Genomic DNA, 15,792 nt, shown 5'->3' with positions numbered 1-15,792 from the left:
ATGGCGGGGGGATAACCCCCGCCAACCCCATTTATGGAATTCGGGAGACTGACCATGACAATCACCGCTGCAATGGTGAAAGAACTGCGCGAATCCACCGGCGCAGGCATGATGGACGTGAAAAAGGCCCTGACCGAAAGCAATGGCGACATGGATGCCGCCATCGACTGGCTGCGCACCAAGGGTCTGGCGAAAGCCGCCAAGAAGGCCGACCGTGTTGCCGCCGAAGGTCTGGTCGGCGTGGCTGTGACCACCGGCAAAGGCGTCGCTGTCGAGATCAACTCGGAAACCGACTTTGTCGCCAAGAACGCCGATTTTCAGGCGCTGGTGCGTGATGTCGCAAATGTCGCCCTGACCACCGGCGATTCGGTCGAAGTGGTGAAAGCCGCGCATCTGAACGGCAAGACCGTCGATGAGGTGATTCAGGAATCGATCGCCCGCATCGGCGAGAACATGACCTTCCGCCGGATGCACATCCTTGAGGGCGAGACGGTGGTGTCCTACGTGCACAACGCCGCCGCTGAAGGCATGGGCAAGATCGGCGTGCTGGTCGCGCTGAACGGCCCGGCCGACAAGGCGCAGGCCATCGGCAAGCAATTCGCCATGCACATCGCGGCCACCGCGCCGCTGTCGCTGTCGGAAGCCACGATGGACCCGGCTGTGGTGGAGCGTGAGCTGACCGTGCAGACCGCCAAGGCGCTGGAAGAAAACGCAACCTCGGCCAAGCCGAAGCCGGAAAACGTGATCACCAACAACATCATTCCGGGCCGGATGAAGAAGTTTCTGGCCGAGAACACGTTGCTGGGTCAGGCTTTCGTCATCAACCCGGACCTGACGGTGGAACAAGCCGCCAAGGACGCCGGTGTTGAAATCGTGGGCTATGCCCGCGTGGCGGTCGGCGAAGGCATTGAGAAGAAAGAAGAAGATTTTGCGGCAGAAGTCGCGAAAATGGTTCAGGGCTGATTTCAGCCTTGGCAGACTTTGAACGGGCGGCCTTCGGGCCGCCCTTTTTCATTGCCGCCAGCAGACCGTGTGGGGCAGGGGGCTGACGCCGGACAAAAAGAAACGGTGCGCCCCCGAAGGAACGCACCGCCCTTTGCCAACACCGCACCTATGGGGATAAGAACAGGGTGCCAGGCGGAACAGTCTGCAGGTTGCGCCCGTAATTGACGCGATCAACAGAGTTAAAACCCAAGGGACTGGGGATCCCTTCGGCCGATACCGAGGCCAGCGGAAGATCAATGAAAATGCATTGCCTGCCGCTGACCGTTCCATTGCCCGAAGGCGACCACTCACGGAACTTCATCACAATGCGTTGAAAGCTGACGCAGCGTAAGTCAGGATTTCCCTACCATCGGGGCCTTGGGAACCCTCTGGAAAATCATGTTCAAAAGTGAAGCCTTTGCAACGGCTTGGGTGGTGGTTTCGACCTGCAGCGATTCGCGCGCCAGCCGCAGGTGCTTTTCCACCATGGCCGGCGATACCGCCATCAGCATGGCGACATCCTGCGTGGTCTTGCCATCGGCCACCCATTCCAGCGCCTGACGCTGGCGTTCCGTCAGGCTGCGCTTGGCGGTCGGCTGGGGCAGGGTGATGATCTTGAGGTGCATCAGATGGGCAACCGCCAGCACCTCATCGCGGTGCCGCTCCCAGATCGCCTCGACCTGATCAGGGCTGATGCCGGGGTCGGCGATCAGACCCAGCGCGCCCTTGGACCGGGTCGTTGCTTCGGGAAAGCTGATGGAAACCCCCGCCACAATGCCGATCGCGGCATTCTGGCGCACGGCGTCCATTTCCTCGGGCGTGAGCTGCCCGGCTTCGAACGCCTCCTTCACCCATTTCCAGGTGCAGGACCCGACATTCGACACCGCCCAGCGATAAACCGGGGTGCGGGCATAAAAGCCGTTCTGAAAATAGAACCGCGCATAATCGGCATCGCCGGTGGTCAGGAAAATCGCATCATCCGGGTCGCCCACATTGCGCATGTACAAAAACCGGGTGAATCCGTAATTCGCCCGCGCAAAGCCGAGTTTGGTGAAAAATCCGGTCGCAATGCCCCAGACCTCTTCCACCGTTGCGGCTTCGGCCATACGTGAAATCAGCGGCAGAACCGCCGTTGCGCTTTTCCCCATCGGGCCCCCCTGATGGCCTTGTCCTTATCCCTGAGTATTGTTCTAACCCGCACTGGCCGTCTGGTCAAACTTCTGTGATTCTGAAAAGGGCAAATGATGCAGGCAGATGTGGTTGTCATCGGCGGAGCCGTGATGGGGGCGTCGGTTGCCTATTGGCTGACGGTTCTGCAACCCGGTCTGGATGTGCTGGTGGTCGAACAGGACCCGACATTCGCCCATGCCTCGACCGCGCTGTCGGTGGCCTCGATCCGGCAGCAGTTCACCACGGCGGTCAACGTCGAGATTTCGCGCTTTGGCATCGGGTTCATCCGCGCGTTCAAGGCGCGGATGGGGCTGGATCTGGGGCTGAAGGAACAGGGCTATCTGTTTCTTGCCCAGACCGACGAAGGCGCTGCGACCCTGCACAACGTGGCGCAGATGCAGCGCGCCCATGGTGCCGCCACGCAAGTGTGGACGCCAGACCAGATCAAGGCGCGCTATCCGTGGCTGGAGGTCGGTGATCTGACCGCCGGCAGCTTTGGCGCGACGGGAGAGGGCTGGTTTGACAACATGGGCCTGATGTCAGGCTTTCGCGCACAGGCCAAGGCGCAAGGCGCGCGCTTTGTCACCGACCAGGTGACCGGGTTGCAGATGGCAGGCGGGCAGGTGGCAGGCGTGGTGCTGGAGCGGGCAGGCGTGGTGGCCTGCCGTTTCGCGGTGAACGCCGCCGGCACCCGCGCGGCCGATGTCTGCCGGATGGCGGGTCTGCCGCTGGCGGTAGAGCCACGCAAACGCACGGTCTTTGTGATCGACGCACCCAACGCCCGCCACCCGGATGCGCCCTTGCTGGTCGATGCCGGGTTCTACCTGCGGCCCGAACAGAACCACTGGATCACCGCCACCGTGCCGCAAAATGACGGCCCATGCGCGGCGGATGATTTCGAGCCGGACCTGCATCTGTTCGAAGAGGCGATCTGGGAACAGCTCTACGCCCGCGCACCGGGCTTTGATGCGGTCAAGGTCATCCGGCACTGGGTCGGCCATTACGCCTATAACACGCTGGATCAGAACGCGATTCTGGGTCCGCACCCAGAGGTGCCGAACCTGATGCTGTGCAACGGCTTCTCCGGCCACGGTCTGCAACAGGCACCCGCCGTGGGGCGCGGCATTGCCGAACACATCCTCACGGGGAGCTGGCAGACGATTGACCTGAGCGATCTTTCCGTAGGGCGGATGATCGAAGGCCGGGCGTTTCGTGAACTGGCCGTGGTTTAAGGCGTCTGCCAGTGCGAGCATATTACATAATATGCATTATCGGTTAATGAGACATTAAAGGCAAGACCGGGCCATTAAGCCCCCTGCAACGCTGAACTTATGAGGTTTGGTGCACCCAGCACGATTCGAACGTGCGACCTTTGCCTTCGGAGGGCAACGCTCTATCCAGCTGAGCTATGGGTGCCTGCGGGGTTCTATAGCGGCCTTGGCGCGGCCCTGCAACGGGAAAGGAATGCCACGCGGCACGTCAGCCGAAAATCTCGTGGCAGAACTCCAGCGCGTTGACCAGCGCATCAACCTCGGCTTGCGTGTTGTACATCGCGAAAGACGCGCGGCACGTGGCCCCCACGCCCATATGGGTCATCAGCGGCATGGCGCAATGGGTGCCCGCGCGCACCGCAATGCCGCGTTTGTCGAGGATGGTGGATATGTCATGCGCATGGGCGGCACCTTGCAGCGTGAAGCTGAAAATCGCGCCTTTGCCCGCCGAATTGCCCTGAATGTTCAGCCAGTTCAGCCCCGACAGCCGGGTTTGCGCATAATCGCGCAACTGCCGTTCATGTGCGGCAATCCGGTCCATCCCGATGTCCATCAGATAGGTCAGCGCCACGCCAAGCCCGGTCTGCTGCACAATGCCCGGCGTGCCCGCCTCAAACTTCATCGGCGCGTCGTTATAGCTGACCATATCGCGCCCGACCTCGCGGATCATGTCACCGCCACCAAGGAACGGACGCATCTCTGCCATCCTGTCACCGCGGATGAAGATCGCGCCGGAACCGCTTGGCCCGTATAACTTATGTCCGGTGATGGCAAAGAAATCGCAGCCCATGGCCTGCACATCCACCGGCATATGCACCGCCGATTGCGAGCCGTCGACCAGCGTTGCCACCCCTCGCGCGCGCGCAGCCGCACAGATGCTGGCGACATCCACCACAGTGCCCAGCACGTTCGACATCTGGGTGATCGCCACCAGTTTCGTGCGCGGCCCGATGGCATCGATCACCGCCTGCGGGTCCAGATCGCCGTTGGCATCGCACTCGACCCATTTCAGCACCACGCCCTGCCGTTCGCGCAGGAAATGCCAGGGCACGATATTGGCGTGATGCTCCATGATGCTCAGCACCACCTCATCCCCCGGTTCAAACCGGGGCGCGGCCCAGGCATAGGAGATCAGGTTGATCGCTTCCGTCGTGCCGGTGGTGAAGACAATTTCATCCTCTGACCCGGCGTTCAGAAAGCGCGCGATGGTGCCGCGCACCGCTTCATACTTGTCGGTGGCAAGGTTGGAAAGGTAGTGCAAGCCCCGGTGAACATTGGCATATTCCATGGAATAAGCCGTGGTCACCGCATCGATCACACACTGCGGCTTCTGCGCCGAGGCCCCGTTGTCAAGGTACACCAGCGGCTTGCCGTTGACCTGCCGTGACAGGATCGGAAAATCGGCGCGGATCTGTGCGACATCAAGCGCCGTCATGCCACTGGCCCGATGAACGGGATCAGGAACAGCGCGAGGATAAAGCCGATGGCGATCAGCGTCACCAGTACCCCGAAGAATGTCAGCAGCACTGAAGAAAACCCGTGAAGTTCGGCCACGAAGTTGCTGAGCAGCCACAGGAAAATGCCAATCGACACATAGCCCACCAGCACAGATGCCGGCGGCAGCAGTACCTGGGTCACGATCTGCACCACCTGCAGGATCAGCAGGATGAACTGCAGCCAGATCATCAGGATCAGCGCATCGTCAAACCGGCCCGTGCCCCCGCGCCAGCGGCCAACGTAATGGATGACGAAGACCGCAATCAGCATCAGCCCGCCCTGCATGACAGCACTGGTCAGCGGGCTCGACATCGCGCCGTCCATGGCAAGGCGCACATCGGCCGGCATCAGCGCGAAGGCCAGATGCGCCAGAATGGCCGAGGTGACCGCCATCAGCGCCAGCGCCACCCAGCGCGCGCTGATCGGCAGATTGGCCCCCATCACCATCCGCGCGCCTTCGCGCGGGTTCTGCACGGTATAGCGCGCCAGCGACAGCAAGGATGACAGCGACAGGTCCATTCAGCGTTCCACTTCGATCAGGGCCAGCGCCCAGAATATCACAAACCCGGCTGCCGCAAGAATGCCCACCGCCGTCAGCCCCGGACCGGGGCCGATCAGACCCGAGACCATGCCTTGCAGCAGCATCAGCGGCGTGATCGCCACCAGGGACCAGAACAGCGCAATCCGCGCGCCATACCAGCTACCCCTGCCCCCGAACACCCGCGCCACCAAACGGCTTGCCGCCGCCAGACCGTACCACAGCGGAATCGTTGCCAACAGCGCCAACGCGATGGCAAGCAGTCGCGGGGCCACCGGCGTATTGCCATCGGCAAACGCGGCGCGCGACGCACCGGGCCATTGCGCCACAAAGGCCAACACCAGAAACGCCACCAGCAGGCTGAAGGCAAAGGGTTCCGACTGCCCGCGCGCAAGGTGACGGCGCACCACAACGCGCGGACGCCGCCACGATTCAACAATGTCGGTGGTGATCGACATCAGTGTTCATGGCGTTGCAGCCAGCCTTCCAGACGGGTGCGGATGTCTTCGGCGATGGCTTCATCTTCAATCTCGCCAATGGCTTCGGCCAGAAAGGCCAGCACCAGCAGGCTTTGCGCCATCCGCTTGGGCACGCCGCGCGATTGCAGGTAGAACAGCGCCGTGTCGTCAATCGCGCCCGAGGTGCTGCCGTGGCTGCACTTCACATCATCGGCGTAGATTTCCAGCTCCGGCTTGGCCAGAAACTGGCTGTCACCGTCGAGCAGCAGGCTCTGGCTGATCTGATAGCCATCGGTTTTCTGCGCGCCCTGTTTGACGAGGATCTTGCCCTGAAACACGCCGACGGCACCGTTCATCAGCACCTTTTTGAACACCTGACGGCTTTCGCAACGCAGGCCCTCATGCGTCATGAACACTGTATCATCGTGGTGGAAGGTGCCATCGCCCACCGCAGCACCGGCCACATGCGCCACGCCATCATTGCCTACCAGTTCGACGATCTGCTCGTTCCGGGTCAGGCAGCCGTTGGCGGTCAGGGTAAAGGACTTGAACAGCGCCCCTGCCCCCACACGCGAAAACACATGCGTTGCGGTGCGCAATTCATGGTCACGGCCCTGCGCGCGGATGTGGTGAAAGCGGGCCCCATCGGCGACCTCAACCTCCATCACCGCGGTGGCGCGGGCGGCGGCGGGGCCGCTTTCCAGAATGGTCAGCTCTGCCCCGTTTTCCAGCTTGATGCAATGGTGCAAAAGCGCGTCGGATGTCGTTGATTTATGATGATAAATCATTGAAATTGGCTTCGCCGCCTTTGCGGTCGCGCGGATCAGGAAGCCTTGCGTCGCATAGGCGGTGTTCAGCGTGGCCAAGGGGCGCTGCACCGGGTTTTGTCCCCGGGTTTCCAGCACACCATATACATCGCGCGCCCAGTGGATATCAACGTCCCCCGCTTGGCCCAGATGGGTGATCTCTACCCCCGCCAGCTTTGGGTCGTCTGATTGGGTCGCGTCAAACACACCATCGACAAACACCAGCTTCACCGCGTCGATGCCGTCAAAGGCCGGGGCCTCATCCCTTGCGTCAAACAGCGCCGCCGGGGTGGGTTCGGCAGAGGTCAGGCTGATGGGATCGGTGTAGCGCCAGTATTCATCACGCTTGCCCGGCATGCCCATCGCGTTCAGCCGCGCCACGGCGTCGCGCCGGGCAGCGCCCAGCCAGCCGTTGCCCCCGGCGGTCAGCGCCGCCGTGCGCGCCGTCAGCGCGTCGGTTTTCGCTTGCGCCAGCATTACTTCGCCTCCGCCAGCAGGTCAGCGTAGCCGTTGTTCTCGACCTCCAGCGCCAGTTCCGGCCCGCCGGATTTGATGATGCGACCGCCAGCCATAATATGCACGACATCAGGTTTGATATGGTCCAGAAGCCGTTGATAATGCGTGATAACAAGGAACGACCGGCCGGTACCCCGCAGCGCGTTCACGCCTTCGGCCACCAGCTTCATCGCATCGACATCAAGGCCAGAGTCGGTTTCATCAAGAATGCACATCTTGGGTTCCAGCATCGCCATCTGCAGGATCTCGTTGCGCTTTTTCTCGCCGCCCGAAAAGCCCACATTGACCGGGCGCTTCAACATTTCCGCGTCGATCTGCAAGGTTTTCGCCTTGGCCCGCACGATTTTCAGGAAATCGCCGGCCGACAGCTCCTCCTCGCCGCGCGCCTTGCGCTGTGCGTTCACCGCCGTCCGCAGAAAGGTCATGTTGCCAACGCCGGGAATTTCGACCGGATATTGAAACGCCAGGAAAAGGCCCGCCGCCGCGCGCTCTTCCGGTTCCATGTCCAGCAGTTCGGCGCCTTCCAGCACAGCGCTGCCATCGGTGACGGTATAGCCTTCACGCCCGGCCAGAACATAGGACAGGGTCGACTTGCCAGAGCCGTTCGGCCCCATGATGGCATGCACCTCGCCTGCCCCGATGGTCAGGTCGACGCCGTTCAGGATCACCTTGTCTTCTTCTTCAAGTTTAACGTGCAGGTTTTTGATATTCAACATTTTTTCGGCTTTCTAGACTTCTGAAGCGGCGCCACGCGACGCCCAATTTATATTTGCGGCGTCAGCCGACCGAGCCTTCGAGCGAGATCGCCACCAGCGCCTGTGCTTCCATGGCAAATTCCATCGGCAGCGCCTGCAGCACATCCTTGCAGAAACCGTTCACCACGAGGGCGACCGCCTCTTCCTCATCCATCCCACGTGAGCGGCAATAGAACAGCTGATCCTCGTCCACCTTGGATGTGGTCGCCTCATGCTCCACCCGGCTCGAATTGTTCTTGACCTCGATATAGGGCACCGTATGCGCGCCGCATTTGTCGCCGATCAGCAGGCTGTCGCATTGGGTGTAATTGCGGCTGTCGGTGGCGCGCGGGTGCATCGACACCAGACCGCGATAGGTGTTCTGCGCGCGGCCCGCGGAAATGCCCTTGGACACGATGCGCGATTTGGTGCGCTTGCCCAGGTGGATCATCTTGGTGCCGGTATCGGCCTGCTGTGCGTTGTTGGCGATGGCGATGGAATAGAATTCGCCTTGGCTGTCGTCGCCGCGCAGGATGCAGGACGGGTATTTCCACGTGATCGCCGAGCCGGTTTCCACCTGCGTCCACATCACCTTGGCCCGCGCCTCGCGGCAATCGGCGCGTTTGGTGACGAAGTTGTAGATGCCGCCCACGCCATTCTCGTCGCCCGGATACCAGTTCTGAACGGTCGAGTATTTGACCTCGGCATCTTCCAGAATCACGATTTCCACCACGGCTGCGTGCAGCTGCGGAATGTCGCGCTTGGGCGCGGTGCAGCCTTCGAGGTAGGACACATAGGCCCCCCGGTCACAGATGATCAGCGTGCGTTCAAACTGGCCGGTGTTTTCGGCGTTGATCCGGAAATAGGTCGACAGCTCCATCGGGCAGCGGGTGCCCGGCGGGATGTAGACGAAAGACCCGTCGGAGAACACGGCAGAATTCAGGGTGGCGAAGAAGTTGTCGGTGGGGGGCACGACCGAGCCGATGTATTTCTGAACCAGCTCCGGATGCTCACGAACCGCCTCGGAAATCGAGCAGAAGATCACCCCGGCTTTCGCCAGTTCCTTCTTGAACGTGGTGCCCAGTGACACGGAATCGAACACCGCATCCACCGCCACCTGACGTTCGCCTTCAGGGGCCTCAACCCCCGCCAGCAGCGCCTGCTCTTTCAGCGGGATGCCCAGCTTGGCATAGGTGGCCAGCAGCTTCGGGTCCACCTCATCCAGCGATTTGGGTTTGACGGCCATGCTTTTGGGTTTGGCGTAGTAATACTGATCCTGATAGTCAATTTTGGGGTAGCTGACCATCGCCCAGGTCGGCTCGACCATCTTGACCCAGCGCCGGTAAGCATCCAGCCGCCAGTCCAGCATCCACTGCGGTTCTTCGTTTTTCGCGGAAATCAGGCGCACGATGTCTTCGGACAGGCCCTTGGGGGCATAGTCCATCTCGATGTCGGTTTCCCAGCCGTGTTTGTATTTGCCAGACATGGCCGCCACGGTTTCAATCGTTTCGCGGTCCACACCGTCACGCACTTCTACTTCAACACCGTCCATCGGACTTTTCCTTTTCCTCAGGGCCTTGCGACCCGTATTTCATGCGGCGCGTGTCTGCGCCCTTGCATAAGCGGCGGCCCAGACATCGGCAAAGCGCAACACATCGTCGCGCGAAATGCCGGGGCCGATCGAGATGCGGATCGCCTGTGCGGCCAACCCGTCCTCATAGCCCATTGCCCGCAGCACGCGGCTGGCACGCACCTTGCCGCTGGAACATGCAGACCCTGCCGAAACGGCAAATCCCGCCAGATCCATCGCCATCACCTGCGTCTCGCCCTTCCAGCCCGGTGCGATCAGGCACAGGGTATTGGGCAGGCGCGACACCTCTTTCCCGACTGAAATAGTATTCTTCGCCAAGGCGGACAATGCTGAATCTAGAATATTTCTAATTTCAGCCACCTCGTCCCAGACCCCGTTGGCCAGATCGCGCGCCGCCGCCTCTGCCGCTGCGGCAAAGCCTGCGATGCCGATCAGGTTTTCGGTCCCTGCCCTGCGGCCCATTTCCTGCCCGCCGCCGCGCATCTGGGCGTGAGTCTCCAGCCCCTGCCGGATCACCAGCGCGCCGACGCCCTTTGGCCCGCCCAGCTTATGCGCTGACACCATCCCCATGTCACAGCCCAGCCAGTTGAAGGCCATCGGCACCTTGCCAAAGGCCTGCGTCAGGTCTGACAGCGCAAGGCCCTGTGGCAGGGTCTGCATTATGCCGGTTTCAGAATTGGCCAGCTGCATGGCGGATTCGCGCGGCACATTCGCCTCGATCCGGCCCGCCGCATCGACCGGCAGCAGCGGTTCGCACCAGGCCAGCACCGCATCGTGCTCGACTTCCGAGCAGGCCAGATCGCGGCCCGCCGAAGCAAGGGCCGCAGCTTCGGTCGCCCCCGAGGTAAACACGATATCCGCCCCATCCGCCCCCAAGGCCGCCGCAATCTGCGCGCGGGATTTTTCGATCAACGCTTTCGCGGCGCGGCCTTCGGCATGCACGCTCGATGGGTTGCCGACCAGATCCATCGCCGCGATCATCGCCGCCCGGGCCTCATCGCGCAGCGGCGTGGTGGCGTTCCAGTCCAGATACAGCCGGGTCATTCTTCATCCACCACGCGGAACAGCGCCGGCACCGCCGGACAGGGCCGCATTTCATTGCGGATCACATCCGACAGCCGGGTCTGGTGCAAAAACACATAGACGTTGGCCGAAAGCCCCTCCCACAGCCGGTTGGTCAGGCTTTGCGCCCGCGACCCCGACACGCCACCCGACGCCCCTGCCCCGGTGTGCATCGCATCGACGGTTTCCTCAACCGCCTCCATCACCTCGGACACCCTGATCTCGGCCGGGGGGCGCGCGAGTTTGTAGCCGCCGCCCGGACCGCGCACCGCCTCGACCAGCTTGGCGCGGCGCAGCTTGACGAACAGCTGCTCCAGATAGGGCAAAGAGATATCCTGCCGCTTGGCAATCGCCGCCAGCGAGACCAGCTCGCCCGACTTTGCCTTCGCCTCCATCAGTGCCAGATCGGCCAATGCGACCATCGCATAGCGCCCTTTGGTCGAGAGTTTCATGTTCTTACCCCTGAATGGCGGAAATACCGCCCGCAAATGGCCCCATATGGATTGACGCCGCACACAGGGGCCATTACCTGAATTCGACCCGTGGGCTGGCCCCGTCACATGTTGACACGTCATGCTTTAGAACGGTTCTAGATATGCCGAGCGGAATCGTCAAGAAATCGCTCGCGGGAAAGACAGGCAGGAAACACATGCCCGAAGTGATCTTCGCAGGCCCAGAGGGCCGACTTGAAGGCCGATACCACCCGCAAAAGGACCGTGACGCCCCCATCGCCATCGTCTTGCATCCGCATCCTGCCTATGGCGGCACGATGAACAACAAGGTGGTGTATAACCTGCACTACGCGTTTTACAATCTGGGCTTTACGGTGCTGCGGTTCAACTTCCGCGGTGTCGGGCGAAGCCAAGGCGAATACGATCAGGGCATTGGCGAATTGTCCGATGCGGCGAGCGCGCTGGATTATCTGCAGTCGATGAACCAGAATGCCAAGCATTGCTGGGTGGCCGGGTTCAGCTTTGGTGCATGGATCGGGATGCAACTGCTGATGCGGCGGCCGGAAATCACCGGATTCATCTCGGTGGCCCCGCCTGCGAACCTGTATGATTTTTCCTTCCTCGCGCCCTGCCCGTCTTCGGGTCTGATCATCAACGGGTCCGCCGACAAGGTGGCCCCGCCGAAAGACACGAAAACCCTGGTGGGCAAGCTGCATGAGCAGAAGGGCATCACCATCACCCATACAGAGGTTGATGGTGCCGACCACTTCTTCAAGGATGAAGAGGCCCATATGAAGCCGATGATCGGGACCGTGTCGGATTATGTCCGCCGCCGTCTGGGTGAGGTTTCGCGGTGAGCGATTTTGTCCAGGAATTGGCCGATGGCCTTGCCCGCGATGTGCTGGCAGGGTCGGTCGATCTGGATGATCCCTATTTCTTTGAACAGGTCGCCAAGGTGGTGGGCGCATCCTCGCCCACCCTGCAAGAGGCATTCATGACCTCGATCCGCATCCGGCTGGCCGAAAAGCGCGGGCGCGAATTTCTGGAAAAGGCCCTGGCCGCCAAACGGGCCGGGGCCAAGCTGCCCGACGCCCCGCGTGAGGCGGAAAAGGGCGGGCACTGACGTGGACGGCGCGGGCACCCCTTCTGCCCGGCTGGCGGCGCAGTTCGCCTTTCTGAATGAGGCGGACCGGCTGAAATCGGTGCTGCGGGCGACCACGCTGGTTGACGGGTCGCGGGTGGAAAATTCAGGCGAACATTCCTGGCATCTGGCGCTTTATGCGCTGGTGCTGGCCGATCAGGCCGCTGCGAACGTCGATATCAACCGGGTGATCCGCATGCTGCTGATCCATGATCTGGTGGAAATCGACGTGGGCGATGTGCCGATCCATTCGGCGGGGGGGTTGGCGCATGGATCGGTGGACACGATGGCGGCAGAGGCGCAGGCCGCCGACCGCATTTTCGGACTTCTGCCCAGTGACTTACGCCACGATCTTCGCGCGCTGTGGGAAGAGTTCGAAGCGGCCGAGACCCCCGACGCCATCTTCGCCAAAAGCCTTGACCGGGTACAGCCGGTGATGGCCAACCTGATGTCGGGTGGCGGGACGTGGACGACGTATAACGTCACCGCCGATCAGCTGGAAACCCGCGTGGGCACCAAGATCGCCCGTGGGGCACCGGGGTTGTGGGACTGGGTCAAGGCAAGGGCCGCGCCGTTCTTTTCCTGATATCCTGCATTTTCGGTATGCAATTGCATACAATGCTTCCCTGCGGGCCGGATTTGCGCTATAGACGCGGCAACCTCAACCCACACCGAAAGGGCGATCATGACCAAAATCAAGGTGGCAAACCCCGTTGTCGAACTCGACGGCGATGAAATGACCCGGATCATCTGGGATTTCATCAAGCAAAAGCTGATCCTGCCCTATCTGGATATAGACCTGAAATATTACGATCTGGGCATCGAAGAGCGGGATCGCACCAACGACCAGATCACCATTGATGCCGCCGAAGCCATCAAGCAATACGGCGTTGGCGTCAAATGCGCGACCATCACCCCCGATGAGCAGCGGGTTGAGGAGTTCGGGCTGAAACAGATGTGGCGCTCGCCCAACGGCACCATCCGCAACATCCTTGGCGGCGTGATCTTCCGCGAACCGATCATCTGCAAGAATGTGCCGCGTCTGGTGCCGGGCTGGACCCAGCCGATTGTGGTCGGCCGCCACGCCTTTGGCGACCAGTACCGCGCCACCGATTTCCGCTTCCCCGGCCCCGGCAAGCTGACGATGAAATTCGTCGGCGACGACGGCACGGTGATTGAGCGTGACGTGTATTCGGCCCCGTCGTCGGGCGTTTACATGGGCATGTACAACCTTGATGACAGCATCATCGACTTTGCGCGGTCGTCGCTGAACTACGGCTTGCTGAAGGGCTGGCCGGTGTATCTGTCAACCAAGAACACCATTCTGAAAGCCTATGACGGCCGGTTCAAGGATCTGTTTGCAAAGGTTTACGCCGAGGAATTTGAGGATAAATTCAAAGCCGCAGGCATCCATTACGAACACCGCCTGATCGACGATATGGTGGCGAGCGCCATGAAATGGTCGGGCGGGTATGTCTGGGCCTGCAAGAACTATGACGGCGATGTGCAGTCTGACACTGTGGCGCAGGGCTTTGGCTCGCTGGGTCTGATGACGAGCGTTCTGATGACGCCCGATGGTCAGGTGGTGGAGGCAGAGGCGGCGCATGGCACCGTCACCCGCCACTACCGCCAGCACCAGAAGGGTCAGCAGACCAGCACCAACTCGGTCGCGTCGATCTTTGCCTGGACCGGGGGCCTCAAGCACCGCGCCAAGCTGGACAACAACGATCAGCTGGCCCGCTTTGCCGCCACGCTGGAAAAGGTCACCGTGGATGCGGTGGAAGATGGCCACATGACCAAGGATCTGGCGCTGCTGGTCGGCCCCGATCAGAAATGGCTGACGACCATGGGCTATCTGGAAAAGGTGGATGACTACCTGAACCGCGCGCTCAAGGGCTAAGGTCTTACGGTCAGACGGAATCGGTCCGGGGGGTGCACAGCCCCCCGGATTTTTTTCATGCGGTCTGCGCGAAAACAAAGTCGTTCGGGCCAATCGGTGTGGCCTTGTACCCCAGCGGCTCCAGCAAACCGGCGCAGGCGGCATAATCGCTGCCGGCATCGGTCAGCGCGACCCAGATTGCGGGTTTGTGGGCGGCAATCACCTGTTTTGCGCCCTGCAGCACCTCCAGATGCATGCCTTCGACATCGATCTTGAGGAAGGACAGCCCATCCAGCTCTTCCGCCTCGATCAGATCATCGAGCGCCACCATCGGCACCGGGCCTTCGGGCATCGGGATAAAGCTGGTGGCACCGATGTTGCGCGGGTTGAAGCGGGCGATATCGCCGCGCCCTGACTGCGCCCCCACCATGCAGCGATAGGCCAGCGCATCGGTGAGGCCGTTCAGATCCAGATTACGGCGCAGCGTGCTGTAGGCCTGCGGCAGCGGCTCGAACGCCACCACGCGGGCTGCCCCCAGCACCTTGCCGAAGAACACCGCCGCATTGCCGATATTGGCGCCAATGTCGCAGACCGTGGCACCGGGTTTGATCAGCCCAAGGCCCTGAACGGTGGCCAAAAGCCGCGCCTCATAAAACTGGCGGGTCCGCAGGATGATGCGCTGCACATAGTCGTCCTGCGCCTCGGGCAAGGACAGCGCAACGGGCGTCAGCCCGGCATGAAAGCGCAGGATATGGCCCGCCTCCAGCAGCGCCACCCGTTGCAGATGCAGCGACTCTTCCGTCAGCCGGATCATCTGATCCAGTCTGGCCGACAGCGCCGCCGCCTGATCCGGCGCGGCATCGGCCAGAGTGGTGGACACAATTTCCAATACGCGTTTTGCCTGCATGATCTGCCTCGCCTGTTTTTCAGCCCATTTGATGCTTGTCTTAAGAAACAAGACCATCGGGGCCAATCTATGGCAGGAAAAGGGCTGGACTGGTCAGCATGTCTGCCATAGTTTCGCGGCCATGAAAGACGCCTCCCGACATACCCTGACCGAAGATGCCCAAGGCTTTGCGCTTGGCGTCTTCCTCTGTGCCGTTGCCCTGCAGTTCCTGACCCATGCCGGGCTGATCACCGGGCAGACGGCGGGGATTGCGGTGATCATCTCTTACCTGACTGGGTGGAGCTTTGGGGTGGTGTTCTTTGTGGTCAACCTGCCGTTCTACATCCTGGCCTATATGCGGCTGGGGCCGCAGTTCACCGCCAAATCGCTGATCTCTGTCACCGCGCTGTCGGCGCTGACGCTGATCATCCCCGACCATATTTCCTTCGCCCACCTGTCGACCCCGCTGGCCGCCATCATCTTTGGCGCGTTGACCGGGGTGGGCCTGCTGGTGATCTTCCGCCACAACGGCTCGCTTGGCGGGCTGGGGGTGGTGGCGCTGATCGTGCAGGACAAGACCGGGTTCCGCGCCGGATATGTGCAGTTGTGCGCCGATGCGGTGATCTTCACGGTCGCGCTGTTCCTGTTCCCGCTGGCCGTTGTTTTGTGGTCCTTGCTGGGTGCGGTGGTGCTTAATCTGATCATCGCCATCAACCATCGCCGTGACCGTTACGTCGCCACATGATCGGCACTGGCCAATCAGGGTGAAACCCTGTAAGGGCTGCCCAACAATCATCAGACCCTATT

General features: G+C 61.5%; 17 protein-coding genes and 1 tRNA gene. 7 read left to right on the top strand and 11 right to left on the bottom strand.

The features are described from left to right. Window positions 1–54: 54 nt before the first annotated feature. Window positions 55–963, top strand: coding sequence for a translation elongation factor Ts (gene tsf, locus Q7J44_RS09015; RefSeq protein WP_304879037.1), 909 nt, complete (start codon window positions 55–57; stop codon window positions 961–963). 374 nt (window positions 964–1,337) lie between these two features. On the opposite strand, the gene Q7J44_RS09010 is transcribed toward tsf, so the two are convergent. Next, window positions 1,338–2,132, bottom strand: a complete 795-nt coding sequence (locus tag Q7J44_RS09010) for a LuxR family transcriptional regulator (RefSeq protein WP_304879036.1) — start codon at window positions 2,130–2,132, stop codon at window positions 1,338–1,340. 96 nt (window positions 2,133–2,228) lie between these two features. On the opposite strand from Q7J44_RS09010, the gene Q7J44_RS09005 reads away from it, so the two are divergent. After that, a complete protein-coding gene (locus tag Q7J44_RS09005) occupies window positions 2,229–3,386 on the top strand; it encodes an FAD-binding oxidoreductase (protein WP_304879034.1) in 1,158 nt (385 codons plus the stop codon). 107 nt (window positions 3,387–3,493) lie between these two features. Here the strand turns inward: Q7J44_RS09005 and Q7J44_RS09000 are convergent. The 9 genes from Q7J44_RS09000 to Q7J44_RS08960 all read right to left on the bottom strand — a co-directional run bounded on the left by Q7J44_RS09000 (window position 3,494) and on the right by Q7J44_RS08960 (window position 11,079). Further along, window positions 3,494–3,570, bottom strand: a tRNA-Arg gene (locus tag Q7J44_RS09000). Window positions 3,571–3,633: 63 nt separating this feature from the next. Further along, window positions 3,634–4,860, bottom strand: a complete 1,227-nt coding sequence (locus Q7J44_RS08995; protein WP_304879033.1) for a cysteine desulfurase — start codon at window positions 4,858–4,860, stop codon at window positions 3,634–3,636. Continuing rightward, window positions 4,857–5,441 (bottom strand): Yip1 family protein, encoded by a 585-nt coding sequence (locus Q7J44_RS08990; RefSeq protein WP_304879032.1) that lies wholly within the window; start codon window positions 5,439–5,441, stop codon window positions 4,857–4,859. The genes Q7J44_RS08995 and Q7J44_RS08990 overlap by 4 nt, the downstream gene beginning before the upstream one ends. After that, window positions 5,442–5,918, bottom strand: coding sequence for a YIP1 family protein (locus tag Q7J44_RS08985; protein ID WP_304879031.1), 477 nt, complete (start codon window positions 5,916–5,918; stop codon window positions 5,442–5,444). Further along, window positions 5,918–7,198 (bottom strand): SufD family Fe-S cluster assembly protein, encoded by a 1,281-nt coding sequence (locus tag Q7J44_RS08980; RefSeq protein ID WP_304879354.1) that lies wholly within the window; start codon window positions 7,196–7,198, stop codon window positions 5,918–5,920. The genes Q7J44_RS08985 and Q7J44_RS08980 overlap by 1 nt, the downstream gene beginning before the upstream one ends. Before the next feature lie 2 nt (window positions 7,199–7,200). Further along, entirely contained in the window at window positions 7,201–7,956 is a 756-nt protein-coding gene (gene sufC / locus Q7J44_RS08975) for a Fe-S cluster assembly ATPase SufC (protein WP_304879029.1), read from the bottom strand. A 61-nt stretch (window positions 7,957–8,017) separates the two neighbouring features. Next, window positions 8,018–9,526 (bottom strand): Fe-S cluster assembly protein SufB, encoded by a 1,509-nt coding sequence (sufB, locus tag Q7J44_RS08970; RefSeq protein WP_304879027.1) that lies wholly within the window; start codon window positions 9,524–9,526, stop codon window positions 8,018–8,020. 39 nt (window positions 9,527–9,565) lie between these two features. Next, entirely contained in the window at window positions 9,566–10,609 is a 1,044-nt protein-coding gene (locus Q7J44_RS08965; protein WP_304879025.1) for a cysteine desulfurase family protein, read from the bottom strand. Further along, complete coding sequence (locus Q7J44_RS08960) at window positions 10,606–11,079, bottom strand: Rrf2 family transcriptional regulator (RefSeq protein ID WP_304879023.1); 474 nt, start codon at window positions 11,077–11,079, stop codon at window positions 10,606–10,608. Before Q7J44_RS08960 ends, Q7J44_RS08965 begins: the two co-directional genes overlap by 4 nt. Window positions 11,080–11,276: 197 nt before the next feature. Here Q7J44_RS08960 and Q7J44_RS08955 point away from each other — a divergent pair, with 197 nt between their 5' ends. From Q7J44_RS08955 to Q7J44_RS08940, 4 genes are all read left to right on the top strand, one after another. Continuing rightward, complete coding sequence (locus Q7J44_RS08955) at window positions 11,277–11,936, top strand: alpha/beta hydrolase (protein WP_304879021.1); 660 nt, start codon at window positions 11,277–11,279, stop codon at window positions 11,934–11,936. Further along, window positions 11,933–12,202 (top strand): hypothetical protein, encoded by a 270-nt coding sequence (locus tag Q7J44_RS08950; protein WP_370692977.1) that lies wholly within the window; start codon window positions 11,933–11,935, stop codon window positions 12,200–12,202. The genes Q7J44_RS08955 and Q7J44_RS08950 overlap by 4 nt, the downstream gene beginning before the upstream one ends. Before the next feature lies 1 nt (window position 12,203). Further along, window positions 12,204–12,806, top strand: a complete 603-nt coding sequence (locus Q7J44_RS08945) for an HD family hydrolase (RefSeq protein ID WP_304879020.1) — start codon at window positions 12,204–12,206, stop codon at window positions 12,804–12,806. 99 nt (window positions 12,807–12,905) lie between these two features. Further along, the gene (locus tag Q7J44_RS08940; protein WP_304879018.1) at window positions 12,906–14,120 is read left to right on the top strand and encodes an NADP-dependent isocitrate dehydrogenase; all 1,215 of its coding nucleotides are present in this window, start codon (window positions 12,906–12,908) and stop codon (window positions 14,118–14,120) included. A gap of 55 nt (window positions 14,121–14,175) precedes the next feature. Here Q7J44_RS08940 and Q7J44_RS08935 read toward each other — a convergent pair whose 3' ends face one another. Next, window positions 14,176–15,006, bottom strand: a complete 831-nt coding sequence (locus tag Q7J44_RS08935; protein ID WP_304879016.1) for an FkbM family methyltransferase — start codon at window positions 15,004–15,006, stop codon at window positions 14,176–14,178. A 121-nt stretch (window positions 15,007–15,127) separates the two neighbouring features. Between Q7J44_RS08935 and Q7J44_RS08930 the strand changes: the two genes are divergently transcribed. Continuing rightward, window positions 15,128–15,730, top strand: coding sequence for a YitT family protein (locus tag Q7J44_RS08930; protein ID WP_304879014.1), 603 nt, complete (start codon window positions 15,128–15,130; stop codon window positions 15,728–15,730). Window positions 15,731–15,792 lie beyond the last annotated feature (62 nt).

Source organism: Pseudotabrizicola sp. (assembly GCF_030656345.1).
In the GTDB taxonomy this organism is placed as follows: Bacteria; Pseudomonadota; Alphaproteobacteria; order Rhodobacterales; family Rhodobacteraceae; genus Pseudotabrizicola.
The sequence above is the reverse complement of the archived record's forward strand: the minus strand, read 5'-3'. Positions and strand labels throughout refer to the sequence as shown.